Source organism: Pseudomonas sp. 1 (assembly GCF_056626735.1).
On sequence record NZ_JBWXMQ010000005.1, the window covers coordinates 41,050 to 60,489 of the forward strand.

General features: G+C 62.2%; 19 protein-coding genes. 7 read left to right on the forward strand and 12 right to left on the reverse strand.

The annotated features are described in order from the left end of the window. The first annotated feature begins 3 nt into the window (after positions 1–3). Together mutM and AC1MDC_RS09190 are read left to right on the forward strand one after the other, a co-directional pair. The gene (gene mutM, locus AC1MDC_RS09185) at positions 4–816 is read left to right on the forward strand and encodes a bifunctional DNA-formamidopyrimidine glycosylase/DNA-(apurinic or apyrimidinic site) lyase (protein ID WP_085702920.1); all 813 of its coding nucleotides are present in this window, start codon (positions 4–6) and stop codon (positions 814–816) included. A 69-nt stretch (positions 817–885) separates the two neighbouring features. Continuing rightward, complete coding sequence (locus AC1MDC_RS09190; RefSeq protein WP_085697873.1) at positions 886–1,209, forward strand: multidrug transporter; 324 nt, start codon at positions 886–888, stop codon at positions 1,207–1,209. A gap of 38 nt (positions 1,210–1,247) precedes the next feature. Here the strand turns inward: AC1MDC_RS09190 and AC1MDC_RS09195 are convergent, their stop codons facing one another. The 5 genes from AC1MDC_RS09195 to AC1MDC_RS09215 form a co-directional block, all read right to left on the reverse strand. Further along, positions 1,248–1,499: a YfhL family 4Fe-4S dicluster ferredoxin gene (locus tag AC1MDC_RS09195; RefSeq protein WP_003195146.1), complete on the reverse strand. Its 252-nt coding sequence runs from the start codon at positions 1,497–1,499 to the stop codon at positions 1,248–1,250. 102 nt (positions 1,500–1,601) lie between these two features. Further along, on the reverse strand, positions 1,602–2,081 hold the full coding sequence (coaD, locus tag AC1MDC_RS09200) for a pantetheine-phosphate adenylyltransferase (RefSeq protein ID WP_007953414.1): 480 nt from the start codon (positions 2,079–2,081) through the stop codon (positions 1,602–1,604). A gap of 115 nt (positions 2,082–2,196) precedes the next feature. Beyond that, on the reverse strand, positions 2,197–3,792 hold the full coding sequence (locus AC1MDC_RS09205) for a GMC family oxidoreductase (protein ID WP_480392885.1): 1,596 nt from the start codon (positions 3,790–3,792) through the stop codon (positions 2,197–2,199). 42 nt (positions 3,793–3,834) lie between these two features. Next, positions 3,835–4,380 carry a twin-arginine translocation pathway signal protein gene (locus tag AC1MDC_RS09210; RefSeq protein WP_085697871.1) on the reverse strand — a complete coding sequence of 182 codons (546 nt, stop codon included), beginning with the start codon at positions 4,378–4,380 and terminating at the stop codon, positions 3,835–3,837. Positions 4,381–4,404: 24 nt separating this feature from the next. Continuing rightward, on the reverse strand, positions 4,405–5,835 hold the full coding sequence (locus tag AC1MDC_RS09215) for a coniferyl aldehyde dehydrogenase (protein WP_085702918.1): 1,431 nt from the start codon (positions 5,833–5,835) through the stop codon (positions 4,405–4,407). 146 nt (positions 5,836–5,981) lie between these two features. Between AC1MDC_RS09215 and AC1MDC_RS09220 the strand changes: the two genes are divergently transcribed. Both AC1MDC_RS09220 and AC1MDC_RS09225 read left to right on the forward strand, forming a co-directional pair. Continuing rightward, positions 5,982–6,653: a TetR/AcrR family transcriptional regulator gene (locus AC1MDC_RS09220; protein ID WP_085697869.1), complete on the forward strand. Its 672-nt coding sequence runs from the start codon at positions 5,982–5,984 to the stop codon at positions 6,651–6,653. A gap of 28 nt (positions 6,654–6,681) precedes the next feature. Beyond that, entirely contained in the window at positions 6,682–7,536 is an 855-nt protein-coding gene (locus AC1MDC_RS09225) for a sulfurtransferase (RefSeq protein ID WP_085697868.1), read from the forward strand. Between the two features lie 4 nt (positions 7,537–7,540). Here the strand turns inward: AC1MDC_RS09225 and AC1MDC_RS09230 are convergent, their stop codons facing one another. The 7 genes from AC1MDC_RS09230 to AC1MDC_RS09260 all read right to left on the reverse strand — a co-directional run bounded on the left by AC1MDC_RS09230 (position 7,541) and on the right by AC1MDC_RS09260 (position 15,842). After that, the gene (locus AC1MDC_RS09230) at positions 7,541–8,371 is read right to left on the reverse strand and encodes an AraC family ligand binding domain-containing protein (RefSeq protein WP_480392886.1); all 831 of its coding nucleotides are present in this window, start codon (positions 8,369–8,371) and stop codon (positions 7,541–7,543) included. 4 nt (positions 8,372–8,375) lie between these two features. After that, positions 8,376–9,392, reverse strand: coding sequence for a hydrolase (locus AC1MDC_RS09235; RefSeq protein ID WP_256579264.1), 1,017 nt, complete (start codon positions 9,390–9,392; stop codon positions 8,376–8,378). Between the two features lie 65 nt (positions 9,393–9,457). Beyond that, complete coding sequence (locus AC1MDC_RS09240) at positions 9,458–10,951, reverse strand: M16 family metallopeptidase (RefSeq protein ID WP_480392887.1); 1,494 nt, start codon at positions 10,949–10,951, stop codon at positions 9,458–9,460. Then, positions 10,944–12,287 carry a M16 family metallopeptidase gene (locus tag AC1MDC_RS09245; RefSeq protein WP_480392888.1) on the reverse strand — a complete coding sequence of 448 codons (1,344 nt, stop codon included), beginning with the start codon at positions 12,285–12,287 and terminating at the stop codon, positions 10,944–10,946. The genes AC1MDC_RS09240 and AC1MDC_RS09245 overlap by 8 nt, the downstream gene beginning before the upstream one ends. Before the next feature lie 114 nt (positions 12,288–12,401). Beyond that, complete coding sequence (gene rsmD / locus AC1MDC_RS09250) at positions 12,402–13,007, reverse strand: 16S rRNA (guanine(966)-N(2))-methyltransferase RsmD (RefSeq protein ID WP_085697863.1); 606 nt, start codon at positions 13,005–13,007, stop codon at positions 12,402–12,404. Next, the gene (locus AC1MDC_RS09255; protein WP_227233798.1) at positions 13,007–14,494 is read right to left on the reverse strand and encodes a M16 family metallopeptidase; all 1,488 of its coding nucleotides are present in this window, start codon (positions 14,492–14,494) and stop codon (positions 13,007–13,009) included. The genes rsmD and AC1MDC_RS09255 overlap by 1 nt, the downstream gene beginning before the upstream one ends. After that, positions 14,487–15,842, reverse strand: coding sequence for a M16 family metallopeptidase (locus tag AC1MDC_RS09260; protein WP_085702912.1), 1,356 nt, complete (start codon positions 15,840–15,842; stop codon positions 14,487–14,489). Before AC1MDC_RS09260 ends, AC1MDC_RS09255 begins: the two co-directional genes overlap by 8 nt. A 345-nt stretch (positions 15,843–16,187) precedes the next feature. On the opposite strand from AC1MDC_RS09260, the gene ftsY reads away from it, so the two are divergent. From ftsY to ftsX, 3 genes are read left to right on the forward strand one after another with little or no spacing between them, the layout of a single operon-like run. Then, positions 16,188–17,678: a signal recognition particle-docking protein FtsY gene (gene ftsY / locus AC1MDC_RS09265; RefSeq protein WP_480392889.1), complete on the forward strand. Its 1,491-nt coding sequence runs from the start codon at positions 16,188–16,190 to the stop codon at positions 17,676–17,678. Then, positions 17,675–18,346, forward strand: coding sequence for a cell division ATP-binding protein FtsE (ftsE, locus tag AC1MDC_RS09270; protein WP_007953396.1), 672 nt, complete (start codon positions 17,675–17,677; stop codon positions 18,344–18,346). The genes ftsY and ftsE overlap by 4 nt, the downstream gene beginning before the upstream one ends. Continuing rightward, the gene (gene ftsX, locus AC1MDC_RS09275; protein ID WP_085697859.1) at positions 18,343–19,368 is read left to right on the forward strand and encodes a permease-like cell division protein FtsX; all 1,026 of its coding nucleotides are present in this window, start codon (positions 18,343–18,345) and stop codon (positions 19,366–19,368) included. The genes ftsE and ftsX overlap by 4 nt, the downstream gene beginning before the upstream one ends. Positions 19,369–19,440: the final 72 nt, after the last annotated feature.

Consider the following 19,440-nt stretch of genomic DNA (forward strand, 5'->3'; position numbering starts at 1 on the left):
TCCATGCCTGAACTGCCGGAAGTCGAAACCACCCGTCGCGGCATCGCCCCGCACCTGGAAGGCCAGCGCGTCAGCCGGGTGATCGTGCGGGACCGGCGGCTGCGCTGGCCGATTCCCGAAGACCTCGATGTGCGGCTGTCCGGGCAGCGCATCGTGCTGGTCGAGCGACGCGCCAAGTATCTGCTGATCAACGCCGAGGCCGGTACGCTGATCAGCCACTTGGGCATGTCCGGCAACTTGCGGCTGGTTGAGGTCGGGATGCCGGCGGCCAAGCATGAGCATGTCGATATCGAACTGGATTCCGGACTGGCCTTGCGCTACACCGATCCACGACGTTTCGGCGCGATGCTGTGGAGCAATGACCCGCTCAATCACGAGTTGCTGATCCGTCTGGGCCCTGAGCCGTTGACCGATCTGTTCGATGGCGAGCGGTTGTATCAGCTGTCGCGCGGGCGCTCGATGGCGGTCAAACCGTTCATCATGGATAACGCGGTGGTGGTGGGGGTCGGCAATATCTACGCGACCGAAGCACTGTTCGCCGCCGGTATCGATCCGCGCCGTGAAGCCAAAGGCATTTCCCGGGCGCGGTATTTGAAGCTGGCGATCGAGATCAAGCGCATCCTCGCTGCTGCCATCGAGCGCGGCGGCACCACGTTGCGTGATTTCATCGGTGGCGACGGGCAGCCGGGGTATTTCCAGCAGGAGCTGTTTGTCTACGGTCGCGGTGGCGAGCACTGCAAGGTCTGCGGCACAGGCTTGCGGGAAATGAAGCTCGGCCAGCGCGCCAGCGTCTGGTGCCCGCGCTGCCAAAGCTGAGCTGGACGTCCGAAAAACGCCTACGGTCTATAGTGAGTTGTCTCACTGTTCAGCCCGAAGGATCGTGCCATGAAGTCCTTGCAAACCCTCATCGTCGCCCTGCTGCTGTGCTTCAGCCTGACCATTCAGGCCGCGGAAGGCGGCAGCGGCGATCCTCGTTACGCCATCCAGAATCCACCGGCCTACGCCATGCTCGGCGATCTGCTGATTGCCCGTCCGTTACTGGTGGTGGCGACGGTGATCGGTGCCGGGGCGTTCGTTGTGTCGTTGCCGTTCACCGCGCTGGGTGGCGGGATTGGCGATGCGGGAGAGGCGCTGGTGGTGGCGCCGGCGAAAGCGGCGTTCGTGCGTTGCCTGGGCTGCACTGGAGAGGGATTCGAACAGCGTGAATGACGTGATCGCAGCCTGCTGCTGCGATCACGGTCAGAAACTCAGGCCTTGCCGGTGATCTTGCGGTACTTCTCCATCAACTGTTCTTCAGTCTCCGGATGGGCTTCGTCCAGTGGAATGCAATCCACCGGGCAGACCTGCTGACACTGTGGCTCGTCGTAGTGGCCGACGCACTGGGTGCACAGGTTCGGGTCGATCACGTAGATCTCTTCGCCTTGAGAAATGGCGGCGTTCGGACACTCGGGTTCGCAGACGTCGCAGTTGATGCAATCGTCGGTGATGATCAGGGACATGCTAACTCCAGCCGGGGCGGGGAGCCCGGGCGCTATGAATCAATGCGCGCAATTGTGCCGCATTGGCGCCCGTAGTGCACGCGGGCGCCGTTTGAACGGTCGTTACTTCTTGAAGCGCAGGGTCAGGGCTTCGGCCACCGCCGGGTGGACGAACTTGCTGATATCGCCGCCCAGGGCCGCGATTTCCCGCACCAGGGTCGAGGAAATGAACGAATAACGCTCGGACGGGGTGAGAAACAGGCTCTCCACATCCGGGGCCAACTGGCGGTTCATGTTGGCCAGCTGGAATTCGTATTCGAAGTCCGACACCGCGCGCAGGCCACGCAGGAACACGTTGGCGTTCTGTTCCTTGGCGAAATGCGCCAGCAGCGTCGAGAAGCCGACCACTTCCACGTTCGGCAGGTGTTTGGTGACCTCGCGGGCCAGCTCGACCCGTTGTTCCAGCGGGAACAGCGGATTCTTCTTGGGGCTGGCGGCGACGGCGATGATCACGTGGTCGAACAGGCGCGAGGCGCGTTCGACCAGATCGCCATGGCCCTTGGTAATAGGGTCGAAGGTACCTGGGTACAACACTCGGTTCATCGCGTCGTCCTGGCGGGAATCCGTTGGGGAGTCGGATGGTATCGCAGCCGTCCCGGTCGGGAAAGTCGCCTGTTGGGTAAGAAAGCACTATAGACGATCGGAATTTTCGTCTTTTTCACGGGTTTCTCAGCCGTTCGCCGAGGGATGTCGCCAGTTGCGCCGTCAGACCGTAGACCGACAACTGCGGGTTGGCGCCGATGCTGGTGGGAAAGAGCGAGCCGTCATGAATCGACAGATTGCGCAGTTGATGATGGCGGCCGAGGCTGTCGGTGACGGCGGTTTTCGGGTCTTCGCCCATCGCGCAGCCGCCCATGACGTGGGCACTGCCCAGGCGGGTGCGATACAACTGCAGACTCAGGCTGTCGATCAACGAGCGGGCCTCGGCCGGGCTGTTCACGTAGCGCGCATCAGCGTGCATCGGCATCACTGCTTTGGCGCCGCCGGCGAACTGGATCTCGGCCATGCTGTGGAAGGAGCGACGCAAACCCTCCCAGGCGTAAGGCGAAACCTGATAGTCGAGTACCGGCGAGCCGTCACCGCGCAGCTCGACGCTGCCGCCCTGGCTGTCCGGGTGAAAACCGTCACGCAGCAGGGCCAGCATCGCGTGGGTGTGCGGCAGGTCCGCCATGTGTTGCGCACTTTCCTGACCGAACCCGCCGAGCAATGTGGCAGCCAGCGCCGGGTGCAGCGGCGGCACTTCAAGCTTGTAAGCCATCGGGCCGGTGGTGCCGTCCTTCCACTGGAAATGATCCGAATAGATCGACTGCGGCGCACCGTAGAACGGGTTTATCACCTCGTCGAAACGCCCGGCGGACATGTTCACCAGATGCAGGAAGGTGCGCTTGCCCAGGCGTTTGTGCGGATCCGGTGCATCCGAACGCATCAGCAGTGCCGGGCTGTTGATCCCGCCGCCGGCCAGCACGTAATGCCGCGCCTTGACGGTGATCGTGCGTCCGGTCGGCTCGACGCAGCGTTCGTCCATCGCCACACACTGCAGCCCGGTGACCTTGTCGCCATTGATCAACAGTTTTTCGGCCCGGGCCAGATAGAGCAGTTCGCCGCCCTTTTCCAGCGTCGCCGGAATGGTCGTGACCATCATCGACTGCTTGGCATTGGTCGGGCAGCCCATGCCGCAGTAACCGAGGTTCCAGCAGCCGCGCACGTTGCGCGGAATCACGTGCCAGCTGTAGCCGAGCTGTTCGCAGCCTTTGCGGATCACGTCGTTGTTGGCGTTGGGCGGCACCCTCCACGAGGCGACGCCGAGGCGCTGCTCCATTTTCTCGAACCACGGTGCCATGTCGGCGGGGCTGTGGCCTTTGACGTTGTGTTCTTTGGCCCAGTGTTCGAGGGTCGGCTCCGGCGTGCGAAAGCTCGATGTCCAGTTGATCAGGGTGGTGCCGCCAACCGCGCGGCCCTGAAGGATGGTAATCGCGCCGTCCTTGCTCATGCGGCCGATGCCTTCCTGATAGAGGCTGCTGTAGGCCTGGTCTTCCAGCAGTTTGAAATCGCTGCTGGTCTTGAGCGGACCCTCTTCGATCAACAGCACTTTGTAGCCGGCGGCACTGAGGATTTCCGCGGTGGTGCCGCCGCCGGCGCCGCTGCCGATGATGGCGACATCGGTTGCCAGGGTCAGGTCATCGCTGAGTTGCGCGCCGTTGTAGGTTTTCCAGCCACGGGCAAGGCCTTCGCGAAACGGGTCGGGTACGGGCATCGATCAGGTTCTCTTATTATTGTTTTGCGTGGGTCGCCAGGCTCAAACGGCGGGCGGGCCGGGGTAACCGCAATGGGCCCAGGATTCGGCGCGGGTGTACCAGGCCATCATCACCATTTGCAGCAATGAGCTGTGGCCCATGCGCAGCAGGCTCAGCGAGCTGTTTTCCCAGCGATCGAGGAAATGGCGGATCGCCTCGGGGCTGGCGTTTTCCCAACTGCCCCAGATTCCGGTCAATGGCCCGCGCGTCACCGCCATGCCCAGCACATCGAACAGTTGCCGGGTGAGCTTGAGCATTTCCGGCGACAGGTGATCGAGGCTGTAATCCAGCGACTTCAGGGTTCCATCGACAGCGGCGGGCATCTTTTCCACCGCGACGGCGCCATCGAGCATTACCGGAATCAGCGCGCGCAGAAACAGCAGGTCACCGCTGCGCAGCGTGGTGAATCCGTGGGCCGATACGCTCGATGAACAGCCGCTGAGGCTGGCACCAAGGCCGGCGGTGGCGAGGAAAGCTGTGGCGCCCAGGCTGAATTTCAGCAGGCCACGGCGCGAGAGGGCAGGTGTTTCGGTCAGGCTTGGGTGCATTGTTGTTATTACCCGGCGGTGACGTTAGCGAATGAACAGTTTCTGGATCAGTTTCTGAATGGATTTGCCGTAGGGCGGGTAGATCAGTTTCGCCGCGTTGAAACGTTGTTTGACCAGCACGCCCTTGGCCTTGCTGAACGTCAGGAAACCTTCGTGCCCGTGGTAATGCCCCATGCCCGACGGGCCGATGCCACCGAACGGCATGTCGTCCTGCGCCACATGCAGCAGCGTGTCGTTGAGGCAGACGCCGCCGGAATGGGTTTCGCTGAGCACGCGCTTCTGTTCGCGTTTGTCGTAGCCGAAGTAGTAAAGAGCCAGAGGACGTGGCCGCTGATTGATGTAAGCAAATGCCTGATCCAGATCCTGATACGGCACGATCGGCAACAGCGGGCCGAAGATTTCGTCCTGCATCACCGTCATCTCGTCGCTGACATTCAGCAGCAGGCTGTGCGGCATGCGCCGGCCCTGGCCCTGCTCGAACAGCGGAATCAGCAGCGCGCCCTTGCTGGTGGCGTCGCTGAGGTAGCTGTTCAGTCGCGCCAGTTGGCGCTCGTTGATGATGGCGGTGTAGTCCGGGTTGTCGGCGAGTGTCGGATAAAACCCGCGTACGGCCTGGCGATAGGCTTCGACGAAACCGCCGATTCGCGCTTCCGGCACCAGCACGTAATCCGGGGCCACGCAGGTCTGGCCGGCGTTGAGGGTCTTGCCGAAGGCGATGCGTTCGGCGGCATCCTTGAGCGGCACGTCGTGGGAGACGATGGCCGGGGATTTGCCGCCCAGCTCCAGCGTCACCGGGGTCAGGTTTTCTGCCGCCGCGCGCATCACGTGCCTGCCGACGCTGGTGGAGCCGGTGAACAGCAGGTGATCGAAGCGCATCTTCGAAAACGCCACGCCGACATCGGCCTCGCCGAGCACCACGCACACCAGATCCTCGGGGAAGATTCGCGCCAGCAGTTGCTTGAGCAGCAGGCCGGTGGCCGGGGTCGATTCGCTGAGTTTCAGCATCACCCGATTACCGGCCGCGAGGGCGCCGGTCAACGGGCCGATGGCCAGGAACAGCGGGTAGTTCCACGGCACGATGACGCCCACCACGCCAAGCGGCTGGTACACGACTTTCGCCGATGCCGGCTGGAAGGCAACGCCGACTTTGCGCCGCGAAGGTTTCATCCACTGGCTGATGTGCCGGCTGGCGTAGTGAATGCCGTGCAGGCTCGGCATCAGTTCGGCGAGCAGGGTTTCATCGGCGCTGCGGTGGCTGAAGTCGGAGCTGATGGCGTCGATCAGGGCCTGCCGCTCGCTGCTCAACAAATCGCGCAGGGCCTTGAGCCATTGCTGACGCTGGGCCGCCGGCGGCATCGGGTTGGCGGCGTAGGCGGCACGCTGCGCATCGAACAGCCGATTGAGCTCTTCCAGCGGCTGTTGCAGCGTTTGCAGGTAGGCAATATCGGCAGTCATTGTCAGCTCCGGAGATGTTGTTGTGACGAACTTTTTAGAGTCTATGCTCTAGAAAGTCAAATGGCTTCCTTGCGCATCCTGGTTTTATCCGGTTCCGGTTAGGTCGTAAGATGCCCCCCAACGCACTCTGAATTAAAGCTCAAGCCATGGCCCCACGGATCAAAACCAGCGAGCGCATCGTGCAGAACAGCCTCGAGCTGTTCAATCAGCAGGGCGAGCGCAGCATCAGCACCAATCACATCGCCGCCCACATGGAGATTTCTCCGGGCAATCTGTACTACCACTTCCCCAACAAGCAGGCGATCATCGCCGTGCTGTTCAGTGAGTACGAAAGCCTGGTGGACAGCTTCCTGCGTCCGCCCCAGGGCCGGGCCGCGACGGTCGAAGACAAGCGTTTCTATCTCAAGGAATTGCTGTCGGCGATGTGGCGCTACCGTTTCCTGCACCGCGATCTCGAGCATCTGCTCGACAGCGATCCGGATCTGGCCGAGCGTTACCGGCGCTTCTCCCAGCGCTGCGTGATCCAGGGCGCGGCGATCTACGAAGGCTTCGTTGCCGCCGGGATCCTGAAGATGGACCGGGTGCAGATCGAATCCCTGACCCTCAACGCGTGGATCATCCTCACCTCGTGGGTGCGCTTCCTGTGCACGACCCGAGAAAATTCCAATCACCTCAGCGAACAGGCCATCAAACGTGGCGTGTATCAGGTGCTGGTGCTGGAAGCGGGGTTCGTCACCGAGCAGGCCCGCGATGAGGTCAACGCCTTGTTCGAAGAGTTCTACGTGCCGCTGGCCCAGGCCCTCGAAGAGAGACCGTAATTCCATTTCCTCACTGGAGTCGTTCGCTATGCCGATTGCGCAACTGATCAGCCCGACCGCCCTGGATGCCCGCAAGGCGCAGCCGGGGCTGGTGATTCTCGATTGCCGTTTTGCCCTCGAAGACCCGGATTACGGCCAGCGCAGCTACGCCGAGGGGCACATTGCCGGGGCACATTTCGCCGATCTTGAGCGGGACCTCAGCGGCCCGGTGACCAAAGGCGTGACCGGTCGCCATCCGCTGCCGGAGCCGACGGCGCTGATTGATCGCCTGCAAGCCTTCGGCATCAACAACGACAGTGACGTGGTTCTGTATGACGACGGCCCGGGCGCCTATGCGGCGCGGGCCTGGTGGTTGCTGGCGTGGCTGGGCAAGCGCGACGGCGTGTTCATTCTCGATGGCGGGCTCAAGGCCTGGCATGCGGCGGGGCTGCCGCTGAGCCTCGATCCACCGTCAGCGGTCCGCGGCAACTTCAGCGGCCAGCCGGACATGAACCTGCTGCTCAGCGCCGAGCAATTGCAGCAGCGCCTCGGCCAACCGGCCCTGACCCTGCTCGATGCCCGCGCGTTGCCGCGCTTCAAGGGTGAAGTGGAACCGATCGACCCGATCGCCGGGCACATTCCCGGCGCGCAGTGCGCGGCGTTTACCGACAATCTGGGCAGCGACGGGCGTTTCCTGCCGGCCGATCAGCTCAAGCAGCGTTTCGCCGCGAAACTCGGCGAGCGTTCGCCGGCCGATCTGGTGGCTTACTGCGGCTCCGGGGTGACAGCGTGTCACAACCTGTTCGCCCTGTGTCTGGCGGGTTACCCGTTGGGTTCGCTGTATGCCGGATCGTGGAGCGAGTGGATCAACGAGCCGTCGCGCGGTATCGCGACGGGCGAATAAGCGCTCAGCGACCCAGCCGCGCGCTGCGATAGGCCGCCGGCCCCACACCATAAACCTGTTTGAACTGCCGGCTCAGATGGCTCTGGTCGGCAAATCCCAGCTGCGCGGCGACTTCCACCGGCACGCAGCCGCTCTGCAGCAAGCCCCGCGCACAGGCGATCCGCTGCTGCATCAGCCAGCTGTGCGGCGGCATGCCGGTGGCGCGGCGGAACACCCGGGCGAAGTGGAAGGGTGACAGGTTCACGGCCGCCGCCAGTTCTTCCAGCGAGGGCGGCGCCGCCAGTTGCGCGTGCAGCAACTCCTTGGCCATCGCCACCGCGCGATGCTCCTTGCCGGGGTTGCCGTTGATTTGCACCGCCGCGTGACGCTGCAACAGCCGCATCATCATTTCGCGCCACACCGTTTGCTGTTGCAGCGCGGTGGCGGGGCTTTCCAGCAAGCGGTGCAACTGACTGAAGCCGGTGACCAGATCCGGGTCGCGATACAGCGTTGCGCCAAAGGCCGGCATTGGCGCGGTCGGCAGCTCCAGTTCTTCAAGCAGCGAGACAATCTTGCCGGTGTCCGGGTAGAACGCACGGTACAGCCAGCCGTCCTCGGTGCCCTTGTGGCCGGTGTGCAATTCATCCGGATTGATCAGCACCAGCGTGCCGCTGCCCGCCAGGTGTTCGGCGCCGCGATAACGGTAGCGCTGGGCACCGGCCATGATCATGCCGATCACATAACCGTCGTGGACGTGCGGGGCGAAACGTTGCTCGATGTAGCGCGCGGTCAACAGCTCGACCCCGGCCAGAGGCGCGGCTTGCCAGAAACGGATCGACTCGCCCTGATCGCTCATGACCTCACCCGCGACCCGCGTCGGCCAGCCACTGCGGAATCCGTCGTTCCAGGTAATAGCCTGGCTGGCGGAGCGTGCCGTCGACGAAGCCGACATGCCCGCCCTTGTTCTGCAATTCGAACACGGTCGAGCTCGATAGCTCACTGGCTGAAGGCAAACTGTGGGGAAACACGAACGGATCGTCCGCCGCCTGAATGATCAGGGTCGGCGTACGAATCTCGCCAAGAAAGTAACGGCTCGATGCCCGGCGATAGTAATCCTCGGCATCGACGAAACCGTGCAGCGGCGCGGTCACCCGGCCATCGAAATCCCAGAAAGTGCGCATGTTTTCCAGCGAGCCGAGAGCGGCCAGTGCGGCAAGACCGTCCTCGCGCCCGTCGTGCTGGAACTGGCGCTGCTTGTTCTTGATGTAGGCCACCATCTCGCGCATGAAGTGCGCCTGATAGACCTTGGAGAAACCCTGGCCGATACGGTCGGCGCATTGATCGAGGCGAAACGGCACCGACACCGCCACGGCACCCAGTACGCCGCTGGCGCTGCCGGTTTCCCCCAGATGCTTGAGCAGCACATTGCCGCCGAGGGAATAGCCGACCGCATACAACGGCGCCAGTGGCCGCTTGGCTTTCAGATGGCGGATGGTCTCGGCGAGGTCTTCGCTGGCGCCGGAATGGTAGCTGCGCGGCAACAGGTTCGGCTCGCCGGAGCAGCCGCGCCAGTTCAGCGCAACACTGGCCCAGCCCTGTGCGGCGAGCGCTGCCTGGATTCCGGCCACATAAGGCGAATTGGAGGAGCCGGTCAGCCCGTGCAACACCAGCACCAGTGGCGCTTCGGCGCTGTGCGGACCGTACCAGTCGAGGTCGAGAAAGTCGCCATCCTCCAGCCATAGCCGTTCGCGCTGGCGGTCAAGGTGAACGGTCTTGCGCCACAGCGGCCCCCACAAGGTTTGCAGGTGCGGATTGCCAAGGCCGAAGGCGGGCGTGAAAAGAAAACCTGGTTCGGAAGGAGAAAGAAGTGCGCGCACGGTAAATCTCGACGGTGTCATGCATGAAGTGACAGTCATACAAGGGCTGTCACTTCAAGGGAGGTCTAACTTGCCACAAAGCCTGCATCGGCGCGACACGAATGCCCCGACGGCTCGACGGTCGGGAAAATGGCCGGTTGCGGGAGCGCCACTTGGGGTACCGTCGGACCGACCGTCACTACCCGCCACTGATCGTCCGGCAGATGTTTGTCCATTGCCCTTCTGATCTGTTCAAGCGTCAGGCGCTGCACCTGTTGTGCGAAGAAGTCCAGGTCCAGTGGCAAGTGATGCCGGTTGATCTCGGCCAGGCGCCCGAGAATCTGCGCGTTGCTGGCGCTGCCAACGATGTTGGCGTTGGCCAGTCGGCGTTTGAAGTGAGCCAATTCCTCCTGTGTCGGGCCCTCACGCCGGAATTTGCTGAGCATCGATTTCACCAGGGCCACCGTTTCATTCGCGAATTGAGGGCTGGTCTGCAGGGTGATTGATGTCAGGCCGCTGCCCGCCCAGTCTTTGGTGCGAATGCTGGCGTCGTACACCAGGCCGCGTTTTTGCCGCAGTTCTGTCATCAGACGGGAGTTTGCTCCACTGCCGAAAATCAGCGTCGCGGCATACAGCGCAACGAAGTCTTCGTGTTGGCGCGACAGGCTGGGTTGTCCCAGCAATACGTGAACCTGTTCCTGTGTGCGCTCGACATGGCGATGCATTTCAGTACCGAACGCCTTGAGCGGTTCGACAGTGGGCAATGCAACGAGGGGCGCGGGTAGCGCGTTGGCGATTTGCAGGCTGATGGCCTGTGCCTGTTCGACGGAAAGGTCTCCCACCAATGTAATTTGTGTCTGGCTTGCCGAGTGGGTCTGGCTGTGAAACGTTTGAACGGCCTGACGGGTGAGCGAGGTCAGGCCGGCATCGGTTCCGTAGATCGAACGGGCGTATGGCGTGTCCGCAGCCAGCAGATCCTGCAGGCGCAGCGAGGCAATTTGCGCAGGTTGTTGCTGTTCTGCCAGCTGCAAGCCACGAAGCTCGCGCTTGACCCTGAGCAGAGCTTCTTCGGTAAGAGCGGGCTGCCCCAGCATTTGCGTAAACAGCTGCAGAGCCCGGCTGCTTTTGTCTGGATCGCTCAGGCTGCGCAACGTGAAAGTGGCACGTTCCTGATCCAGGTCCATCCCGAGCTTCGCTCCCAGCCCGTCGAACACTTCGGCGATCGCTGCAAGATCGCTCATGTCGGCGACGCCTTCGTTGAACAGACTGAATGTCACCGCTGCCAGACCGGGTGTGTCGCCATCGTGCGCACTGCCGCCGGCGAAGCTGACGTGAACGTCGAACATTGGCAGATCCGTGGTGCGGATGAATAACGTTTTGATGCCTGTCGTGGTTTTCCAGCCCTTGATGGTAAAGGGGCGTGGAGCCTGTTGTGTGGAGTCTGTTTCCAGCAACGATTGCAATCGAGTGTCGGGAAAGCCGGCTGGCGAGTTGGCGGCAGTAGCCTGGCTGGCTGACAGCCAACCGATGAGTGCGAAACAGGCCAGGACAGACTCAAAGACGCGCGCCGATTTATCCATGTTTTTTCTCCATGAGCACATGGGCGGTGCTGAGGCGTTCGCGGATCAGATATTTTTCAGCGGTCTGACGGATGTCCTCGGGCGTCACGTTCTTTAACCCGGCAATCTCCTGATCGAGCAATTGCCACGACAGGCCAATGCTCTCGAGGGCGGCCAGCTGTTGGGCAGTGCTCTCGATAGAATCTCGTGCAAAAACCCTTTGGGCGATCAACTGGGTTCGCGCGCGTTCCAGTTCATCGATGGAGGGAGGCGTTGTGCGCAGCTCCTCGAACAGATCCCAGACGCGTGATTGCGCCTTGTCAGGCGTGGCCGATTGCGAATTGTCGAACCGGGTGCGCACTATCAGGAGGGTGTCGCCACGGCTGTAAAGGTTGTAGCTGGCGTCGACTTGACTGAGCAAATGCTCCTGGTGCAACAGGCGTTTTTGCAGGCGTGCGCTCTGGGAGCCTGCCAGCAACATTCTGATCAGCTGCAGTGCGTGTGCGGTCCGATCGGTGTCTGCCGTAGCCAGGCTGGGAACGTTGATTGCCATGATCAGTTGTGGGGCAGGAACCGGTTGTTTGAGTGTGATTCGGCGTTCGCCCGGCTCCGGCAGTTCATGAGGTTTCACGGCTTGTGGAAAGGCGCGACCGGGCAGGCCGCCGAAGTAACGCTGAGCCAAGGGCTGAACGTAATCGAGCGTGACGTCACCGACGACAACCAGCGTGGCATTGCCGGGGGAATAGCGTGACTCATACCAGCCCCGCAACTGAGTGGCGTTCAGACCGTGCAGGTCATTCATCCAGCCGATGACGGGCGTTCGGTAGCTGCTGGAGGGATAGGCCAGAGCTTCCAGGCGTTCCATTGCGGTGTCGAGAGGACTGTCTTCAACACTCCAGCGACGTTCCTCTTGAATGACGGCAATCTCGGGGGTGAAATCCTCAGGTCTGAGGTGAGCGGTCGACATCAGGTCGGCCATCAGCTCAAACGCGACGCCCAGATAAGGCTTGGGCAGCGTCTGGTAATAGGCCGTGACGTCCTTATTGGTAAAGGCATTTTCCGATGCGCCCAGGGATTCCAGAATGGCCGATGCCTCACCCGGACAAGTCTTGCTGCTGCCCTTGTAAAGCATGTGCTCCAGCGCGTGGGACAGTCCGGTCTGGCCCGGCGATTCGTCAGCCGAGCCGACTTTGAACCAGAGTTGCGAGGTGACCAGCCGGGCCCGGTGATCCTCGCGGACGACGACCTTCAGGCCATTGTCCAGCCGAAACTCATGGGTGGTCGGTGGTGGATCGGCCAGCGCCAGCAGCGGGGCGAGGGCCAGGCAAGGCAGCATCCTGCTGCACAAAGTGTCCATAAGTGATTCATCCTCAGTGGATTACGGAAATGGCGTAATCCACTGTGGAGATTTTGCAGGGGAGGCGTGCGGTAGTTATCTACCGCACGCCGGGCATTGCGTGGATCGACGGTGTCAGAGAGCGGGCAGGCTGCGCTGCCACAACGCGTAGTACACCCGCCCGGATTTCTGCTCGCGGTGCAGGCGCCAGTTGCCCGGCAGGCCGAGGGTCGATGGTGCGGTTTCGCTTTCAGTGTAGATCCACGAATCTTCGGCCAGCCATTGGCGCTCTTCCAGCAATGTGCACACCGACGGCAGCAGGTTCTGGTTGAACGGCGGGTCGAGGAACACCAGGTCGAACGGAGTCGCGGTCTGGGTTTCCAGGTAGCGCAGCGCATCGGCGGTCTGTACGTGGCCGTTGGTGCAGCGCAGCGTGCCGAGGTGTTCTTTCAGGCTGGAGACCGCAACATGGCTGGCGTCCAAGGCCTGACCCATTGCTGCGCCACGGGACAGCGCTTCCAGAAACAGTGCGCCGCTGCCGGCGAACGGATCGAGAACCTTGGCCCCGGCAACGTACGGCGCGAGCCAGTTGAACAGGGTTTCGCGTACCCGATCCGGCGTCGGACGCAGGCCCGGCGCATCAGGAAAGCTCAGTTTGCGGCTGCGCCATTCGCCGCCGATGATGCGCAACTGGTTCACCCCGTTGTGCAGTTTTTGTACAGGTTTCTTTGGACTGGCCATTAATGCTCCGGAACCCCGAGCGGCTGCTCGGCAGGTTTATCAGATGGGGCCGGTAACGGCTTTTGCGGCACGGTCGGGCCAGCGCTGACGATGACCAGTTTATCCGTGCTCAAGTGTTTGTTCATGGCATCGCGAACCTGCTCGACCGTCAGGCTCTGGGACTGACGCATGAAGTCGTCCAGATAACTCAGCGGCAGGTTGTAGAAACCCATGGCGCCGAGTTGACCGACGATATCGGCATTGCTCGCGGTGGACAGCGGAAAGCTGCCGGCCAGTTCGCGCTTGGCGTCGTCCAGTTCTTTCTGGGTCGGGCCGGTCTTGAGGTAGTCGCCGAGCACGTCCTGCACCAGTTTGAGGGTGCCTTCGCTCATTTGCGCACGGGTCTGCAGATTGATCATGAACGGTCCGCGAGCCTGCATCGGGCTGAAGGCTGAATACACGCCGTAGGTCAAGCCGCGCTTTTCACGCACTTCGCTCATCAGTCGGGTGCCGAAACCGCCACCGCCGAGGATCTGGTTGCCCATCGACAGCGCGGCGTAGTCCGGGTCGTCACGGTCGATGCCCAGTTGCGCGATCATCAGGTTGGTCTGCTTGGACGGGAATTCGATGTGGCCGACGCTGGCCTTCGGTTCGGTCGGTTGCTCGATTTTAGCCAGCGCCGGGCCTTTTGGCAGCGCAGCGGACACCTGATTGGCAATCGCCTCGGCTTCACTGCGGGACAGATCGCCCACCAGTGCGATCACCACGTTGCCCGCCGCATAGGCCTTGGCGTGGAACTCACGCAGTTGCGCCAGCGTGATTTTCGGCACGCTTTGCGCGTTGCCATCGCTGGAATGGGCGTATGGGTGATCGCCGTACAGACGCTTCATCAGCTCCAGGCTGGCGAGTTTGCCGGGGTTCTGTTTCTGGTACTCGAAACCGGCGAGCATCTGGTTCTTGATGCGCGCGAAGGAGTCGGCCGGGAAGGTCGGTTTGCCCACCACTTCCGAGAACAGTTTCAGCGCCGGCTCGCGTTTGTCGGCGGCGCTCAGGCTGCGCAGCGAGGCGATGGCCATGTCTTTATAGGCGCCGTTGCCAAAGTCCGCGCCCAGGCCTTCGAAACCTTGGGCGATGGCACCGACGTCCTTGCCCGCCACGCCTTCGTTGAGCATGGCGTTGGTCAGCAGGGCCAGGCCCGGCGCGTTACCGTCCTGGCTGCTGCCGGCGGCGAAAATCAGGCGCATGTCGAACATCGGCAATTCGCGGGCCTCGACGAACAGCACCTTGGCGCCTTCGGCGGTATTCCAGGTCTGCACGTCGAGCTTGCGGCTGGCCGGGGCCTTGCCGTCGAGTTCCGCCAGCGATTGCAGCTTCTGGCTGGACTTGGCGTTATCCAGCGCTTCGCTGGCCTTGGTGTTGTCGCTCGGCACCAGATAGAACGCAGCGGAGCCGATGACGGCCACGGCGATCAGGCCGAGCAGCAGGCGTGGGGTTTTGCGCTCACTCATGAGTCGTCTCCAATGGCAGGACGTGGGCGACGCTGAGACGTTCGCGGGTGAAATACAGCTTGGCGGCGTTCTGGATGTCTTGCGGGGTGACGCTTTCCAGATCGGCCAGTTCGGTGTCCATCAGTTTCCACGACAGACCGACGGTCTCCAGCTGGCCGATGGCGGTGGCCTGGCTGGTGATCGAATCGCGCTCGAAGACCAGGCCGGCGATAACCTGCGCACGCACGCGCTCCAGTTCTTCGGCGGACGGTGCGGTGGTTTTCAGCTGATCCAAAAGTTTCCACAGACCGGCTTCAGCCTGGGCCATGGTCTTTTTCTTCTGGGTGTTCGGCGTGGCCGATAGGGTGAACAGGCTGTCGCCGCGAGTGTAGGCGTCGTAACTCGACGAACCGCCGGACACCAGCTCTTCACCGCGCTCCAGCTGGGTCGGGATGCGGCCGCTGTAGCCGCCGTCCAGCAACGCCGAAATCAGGCGCAAGGCGTTGACCGAGCGTTTGTCTTCGGCGGTGGCGATGCTCGGAACGTTGAAACCGAGCATCAGGCTTGGCAGTTGGGTCTGCACGTGCAGGGTGATCTGGCGTTCACCCGGTTCTGCCAGCTCCAGCGGCTTTTTCGCCGGTGGCACGTCGCGTTTCGGGATCGGCCCGAAGTAGCGCTGGGCGAGGCTTTTCACCTCGTCCGGGGTCACGTCGCCGACCACCACCAATGTGGCGTTGTTCGGCACGTACCAGGACTGATACCAGTGACGCAGCTCTTCGACCTTCATCCGCTCAAGGTCGGCCATCCAGCCGATGGTCGGCGTGTGATAACCGCTGGCCGGGTAGGCCATGGCCTTGTAGCGCTCGTAGGCCTTGGACATCGGCTTGTCGTCGGTGCGCAGGCGGCGCTCTTCCTTGATGACTTCGATTTCCTTGGCGAACTCGTCGGCCGGCAGCCGCAGGCTGGCCATGCGGTCGGCTTCCAGTTCGAAGGCCACGCCCAGACGGTCGCGGGCCAGCACCTGGTAATAAGCGGTGAAGTCGTCGCTGGTGAAGGCGTTCTCTTCGGCGCCGAGGTCGCGCAGAATCAGCGAAGCTTCGCCGGGGCCGACTTTTTCGCTGCCCTTGAACATCATGTGCTCGAGGGCGTGGGACAGACCGGTCTGGCCCGGGGTTTCGTAGCTGGAACCGACCTTGTACCAGACCTGCGACACCACCACCGGCGCGCGATGGTCTTCGCGCACGACGACCTTCAGGCCGTTGTCGAGGGTAAATTCGTGAGTCGGTTGCGGATCGGCCGCCAGGGCCGAAAGGGGCAGGCAGACTGTGCTGAGCAGCAGGCCTGCGGCGCGGCGGGCTAGAGCATTCATTCGTTTTTAAACCTGTTGGGCTGCCCGCTTGGTCTTAGCGTCGGCGGGCGAGAGGGTGCTAGGATACTGATCCGTTTTACTGGCGGCCACGCCTATCAGGCCACTGATCGGTCTATAGGTTGTACGGGTTACCGGCAGAAGCATTGAGTTTCTCAGCTAAACTCTGCGTTTTCGCCGACGATGCCGTTCCAGTCCTTCGTATTTAATGACCTTTGAGGTGCTTTTGGCGCCTCGACAAAATGTTGCGCGTGAACAAGCTGGGTGAAACACAGTCTGTTCTGCATCGAATATTTATTTGCCGGGGCGCCCCTGTGGCGCGTCGCTACCGTGAGATAGCCGTCCTCCATGTTTGGTTCCAACGACGACAAGAAGACCCCAGCTGCGGCTGGCGAGAAGAAAAGCCTGTTCGGATGGCTGCGCAAGAAACCGCAGGAACCCGTCATCGAACAGCCGACTGCCATTCCTGAGCCAGCCCCCGCGCCTGCTCCCGTAATAGAAGAAGCGCCGGCACCGGTTGTGCTGCCGATCGCCGAGCCGGTGTTGCAACCGGTGGCCGAGGCCGAGCCTGAAGCGCCGGCTGCCGCCGAATTGCCGCTGACCCCGGCCAGTGAGCCGTGGCTGACCTTGCCGGTGGCGGAAGAGCCGGTGGCCTTGGTCGAAGAGGCCGCGCCGCACGTTACGCCGCCGATTCCTGCGCCGGTTGCGTTTACGCCGGAACCTGCTCAGGCGCCAGTGGTGGAAGCCGCTCCTGTCATTCCAGAACCTGTGGTTGCTGCCCCGGTTGCCCCGATTGTTGAAACGCCCGAGCCTGCACCTGCACCTGCACCTGCACCTGCACCAGTCGCCGTGGCGCCAGTCGCTCCTGTGGAAACCCCGGTCGAGGCCCCGCGCACCGAGGAAACCAAGGCCGGCTTCTTCGCCCGCCTCAAGCAAGGCCTGTCCAAGACCAGCGCCAGTATCGGCGAAGGCATGGCCAGCCTGTTCCTCGGCAAGAAAGCCATTGATGACGATCTTCTCGACGATCTCGAAACCCGCCTGCTGACGGCCGACGTCGGCGTCGAGGCGACTTCGGTGATCATCCAGCGTCTGACCCAGAAGGTCGCACGTAAAGAGCTGGCCGATTCCGACGCCTTGTACAAATCCCTGCAGGCCGAGCTGGCCGCAATGCTCAAGCCGGTCGAACAGCCACTGAAAATCGCTTCCCAGAACAAGCCGTTCGTGATTCTGGTGGTCGGCGTCAACGGCGCCGGCAAAACCACCACCATCGGCAAGTTGGCGAAGAAGCTGCAGCTGGAAGGCAAGAAAGTCATGCTGGCCGCCGGTGACACTTTCCGTGCCGCAGCTGTCGAGCAATTGCAGGTCTGGGGCGAGCGCAACAAGATTCCGGTGATCGCCCAGCACACGGGCGCGGACTCGGCTTCGGTGATCTTCGACGCCGTGCAGGCCGCCAAGGCCCGTGGCATCGATGTGCTGATCGCCGACACCGCTGGTCGTCTGCACACCAAAGACAACCTGATGGAAGAACTGAAGAAGGTTCGCCGGGTGATCGGCAAGCTCGACGCCGATGCGCCGCACGAAGTGCTGCTGGTGCTCGACGCCGGCACCGGTCAGAACGCCATCAACCAGGCCAAGCAATTCAACCAGACCGTCGAGCTGACCGGCCTGGCGCTGACCAAGCTCGACGGCACCGCCAAGGGCGGGGTGATTTTCGCCCTGGCCAAGCAATTCGGCCTGCCGATCCGCTACATCGGCGTCGGTGAAGGCATCGACGATCTGCGTACCTTTGAAGCCGAACCCTTTGTCCAGGCATTGTTCGCCGAGCGGGAGCGTTCATGATTCGTTTCGAACAGGTCGGTAAGCGCTACCCGAACGGTCACGTCGGCTTGCATGAGCTGAGCTTTCGAGTCCGTCGCGGCGAGTTCCTGTTTGTCACCGGCCACTCCGGTGCCGGTAAATCCACATTGTTGCGCCTGTTGCTGGCGATGGAGCGTCCGACCAGCGGCAAACTGCTGCTGGCCGGACAGGACCTGAGCACCATCAGCAATGCGCAGATTCCGTTCCTGCGCCGACAGATCGGTGTGGTGTTCCAGAACCATCAACTGTTGTTTGATCGCACGGTGTTCAACAACGTCGCGCTGCCGTTGCAGATTCTCGGGCTGTCCAAGGTTGAAATCGCCAAGCGCGTCGATTCGGCGCTGGAGCGTGTGGCGCTGTCGGACAAGGCCGAACTGTATCCGGGCGACCTCTCCACCGGTCAGCAACAGCGCGTCGGCATTGCCCGCGCCATCGTTCACCGTCCGGCTTTGCTGCTGGCGGACGAACCGACCGGTAACCTCGACCCGCGTCTGGCGGCCGAGATCATGGGCGTGTTCGAAGACATCAACCGTCTGGGCACCAGCGTGCTGATCGCCAGTCACGACCTGGCGCTGATCGCGCGCATGCGCCATCGCATGCTGACCCTGCAACGCGGCCGATTGATCGGCGACGGGGAGGCCGGCGTATGAGTGCAACACGTAGTCCGAAGGTTTCCGAGCGCGTGGCCCCGAAGGCAGCCGATCCGCAACCGCCAAAGAAGAAAAAGCACGACGATGACGACGGCCCGGATTTCGCCACATTGTTCCGTGCCTGGATCGAAAGCCATCGCGCCAGCTGGATCGACAGCCTGCGCCGTCTCGGCAAGCAGCCGATCGGCAGCTTCTTCACCTGCATGGTGATGGCGGTTGCCCTGAGCCTGCCGATGGGGCTTTCGCTGTTGCTGAGCAACGTCGAGCGCCTGGGCGGCTCGTGGCAGCGCGCGGCGCAGATTTCGCTGTACCTGGAGCTCGAGGCCAGTCCGTCTCAGGGCGAAGCGTTGCGCGACCAGATCAAAGGCATGCCCGGCGTAGCTGATGCTGAATATGTCGGCCGCGACCAGGCGCTGGAAGAATTCCAGCAGCAGTCGGGACTGGGCGAAGCCCTGCGCGAGCTGCCGGAAAACCCGCTGCCGGGCGTGGTGCTGGTGACGCCGAACGAGGTCGACAAGTCGACCCTGGAAGCATTAAGACAAAAACTTTCCGAGCTGCCGAAGGTACAACAGGCGCAACTTGATCTAGTCTGGGTTGAGCGTCTGGCCGCCATCCTCAAGCTCGGCGACCGTTTTGTGTTCGGTCTGACGGTGTTGCTGGTTTCCGCATTGCTTTTGGTGATAGGCAATACCATTCGTCTTCATATTGAAAACCGCCGCACCGAGATAGAAGTGATTAAACTCGTCGGCGGCACCGACAGCTATGTGCGTCGTCCTTTCCTTTATATGGGCGCGCTGTATGGCTTCGGTGCGGGGCTGCTGTCCTGGGGTGTATTGGCGTTCGGCCTGGACTGGCTGAATGACGCGGTGGTCGGGCTGGCCGGCTTGTACGGCAGTGACTTCGCACTGGCCGGCGTGCCAGTTGCCGACGGTCTGTCGCTCTTGCTTGGCGCGGTGCTGTTGGGTTATATCGGTGCATGGATTGCAGTCGCACGTCATCTCAGGGAGTTGGCGCCGAAGTAGAATCTTTTTTGCGCGTGATTGACCTTTCAGTGGTTAAGGAAACTTTCATTTGAGTTTCCGGTCAATTTTTCG

Excerpts from the sequence above, each read along its gene's own strand:
- AC1MDC_RS09240 (WP_480392887.1), bottom strand. The coding sequence starts at position 10,951 with ATGGATAAATCGGCGCGCGTCTTTGAGTCTGTCCTGGCCTGTTTCGCA.
- AC1MDC_RS09220 (WP_085697869.1), top strand. The coding sequence starts at position 5,982 with ATGGCCCCACGGATCAAAACCAGCGAGCGCATCGTGCAGAACAGCCTC.
- AC1MDC_RS09255 (WP_227233798.1), bottom strand. The coding sequence starts at position 14,494 with ATGAGTGAGCGCAAAACCCCACGCCTGCTGCTCGGCCTGATCGCCGTG.
- AC1MDC_RS09230 (WP_480392886.1), bottom strand. The coding sequence starts at position 8,371 with ATGAGCGATCAGGGCGAGTCGATCCGTTTCTGGCAAGCCGCGCCTCTG.
- mutM (WP_085702920.1), top strand. The coding sequence starts at position 4 with ATGCCTGAACTGCCGGAAGTCGAAACCACCCGTCGCGGCATCGCCCCG.
- AC1MDC_RS09205 (WP_480392885.1), bottom strand. The coding sequence starts at position 3,792 with ATGCCCGTACCCGACCCGTTTCGCGAAGGCCTTGCCCGTGGCTGGAAA.
- rsmD (WP_085697863.1), bottom strand. The coding sequence starts at position 13,007 with ATGGCCAGTCCAAAGAAACCTGTACAAAAACTGCACAACGGGGTGAAC.
- AC1MDC_RS09190 (WP_085697873.1), top strand. The coding sequence starts at position 886 with ATGAAGTCCTTGCAAACCCTCATCGTCGCCCTGCTGCTGTGCTTCAGC.
- AC1MDC_RS09245 (WP_480392888.1), bottom strand. The coding sequence starts at position 12,287 with ATGGACACTTTGTGCAGCAGGATGCTGCCTTGCCTGGCCCTCGCCCCG.
- ftsY (WP_480392889.1), top strand. The coding sequence starts at position 16,188 with ATGTTTGGTTCCAACGACGACAAGAAGACCCCAGCTGCGGCTGGCGAG.
- ftsE (WP_007953396.1), top strand. The coding sequence starts at position 17,675 with ATGATTCGTTTCGAACAGGTCGGTAAGCGCTACCCGAACGGTCACGTC.
- AC1MDC_RS09225 (WP_085697868.1), top strand. The coding sequence starts at position 6,682 with ATGCCGATTGCGCAACTGATCAGCCCGACCGCCCTGGATGCCCGCAAG.
- AC1MDC_RS09215 (WP_085702918.1), bottom strand. The coding sequence starts at position 5,835 with ATGACTGCCGATATTGCCTACCTGCAAACGCTGCAACAGCCGCTGGAA.
- ftsX (WP_085697859.1), top strand. The coding sequence starts at position 18,343 with ATGAGTGCAACACGTAGTCCGAAGGTTTCCGAGCGCGTGGCCCCGAAG.
- AC1MDC_RS09195 (WP_003195146.1), bottom strand. The coding sequence starts at position 1,499 with ATGTCCCTGATCATCACCGACGATTGCATCAACTGCGACGTCTGCGAA.
- AC1MDC_RS09210 (WP_085697871.1), bottom strand. The coding sequence starts at position 4,380 with ATGCACCCAAGCCTGACCGAAACACCTGCCCTCTCGCGCCGTGGCCTG.
- AC1MDC_RS09260 (WP_085702912.1), bottom strand. The coding sequence starts at position 15,842 with ATGAATGCTCTAGCCCGCCGCGCCGCAGGCCTGCTGCTCAGCACAGTC.
- coaD (WP_007953414.1), bottom strand. The coding sequence starts at position 2,081 with ATGAACCGAGTGTTGTACCCAGGTACCTTCGACCCTATTACCAAGGGC.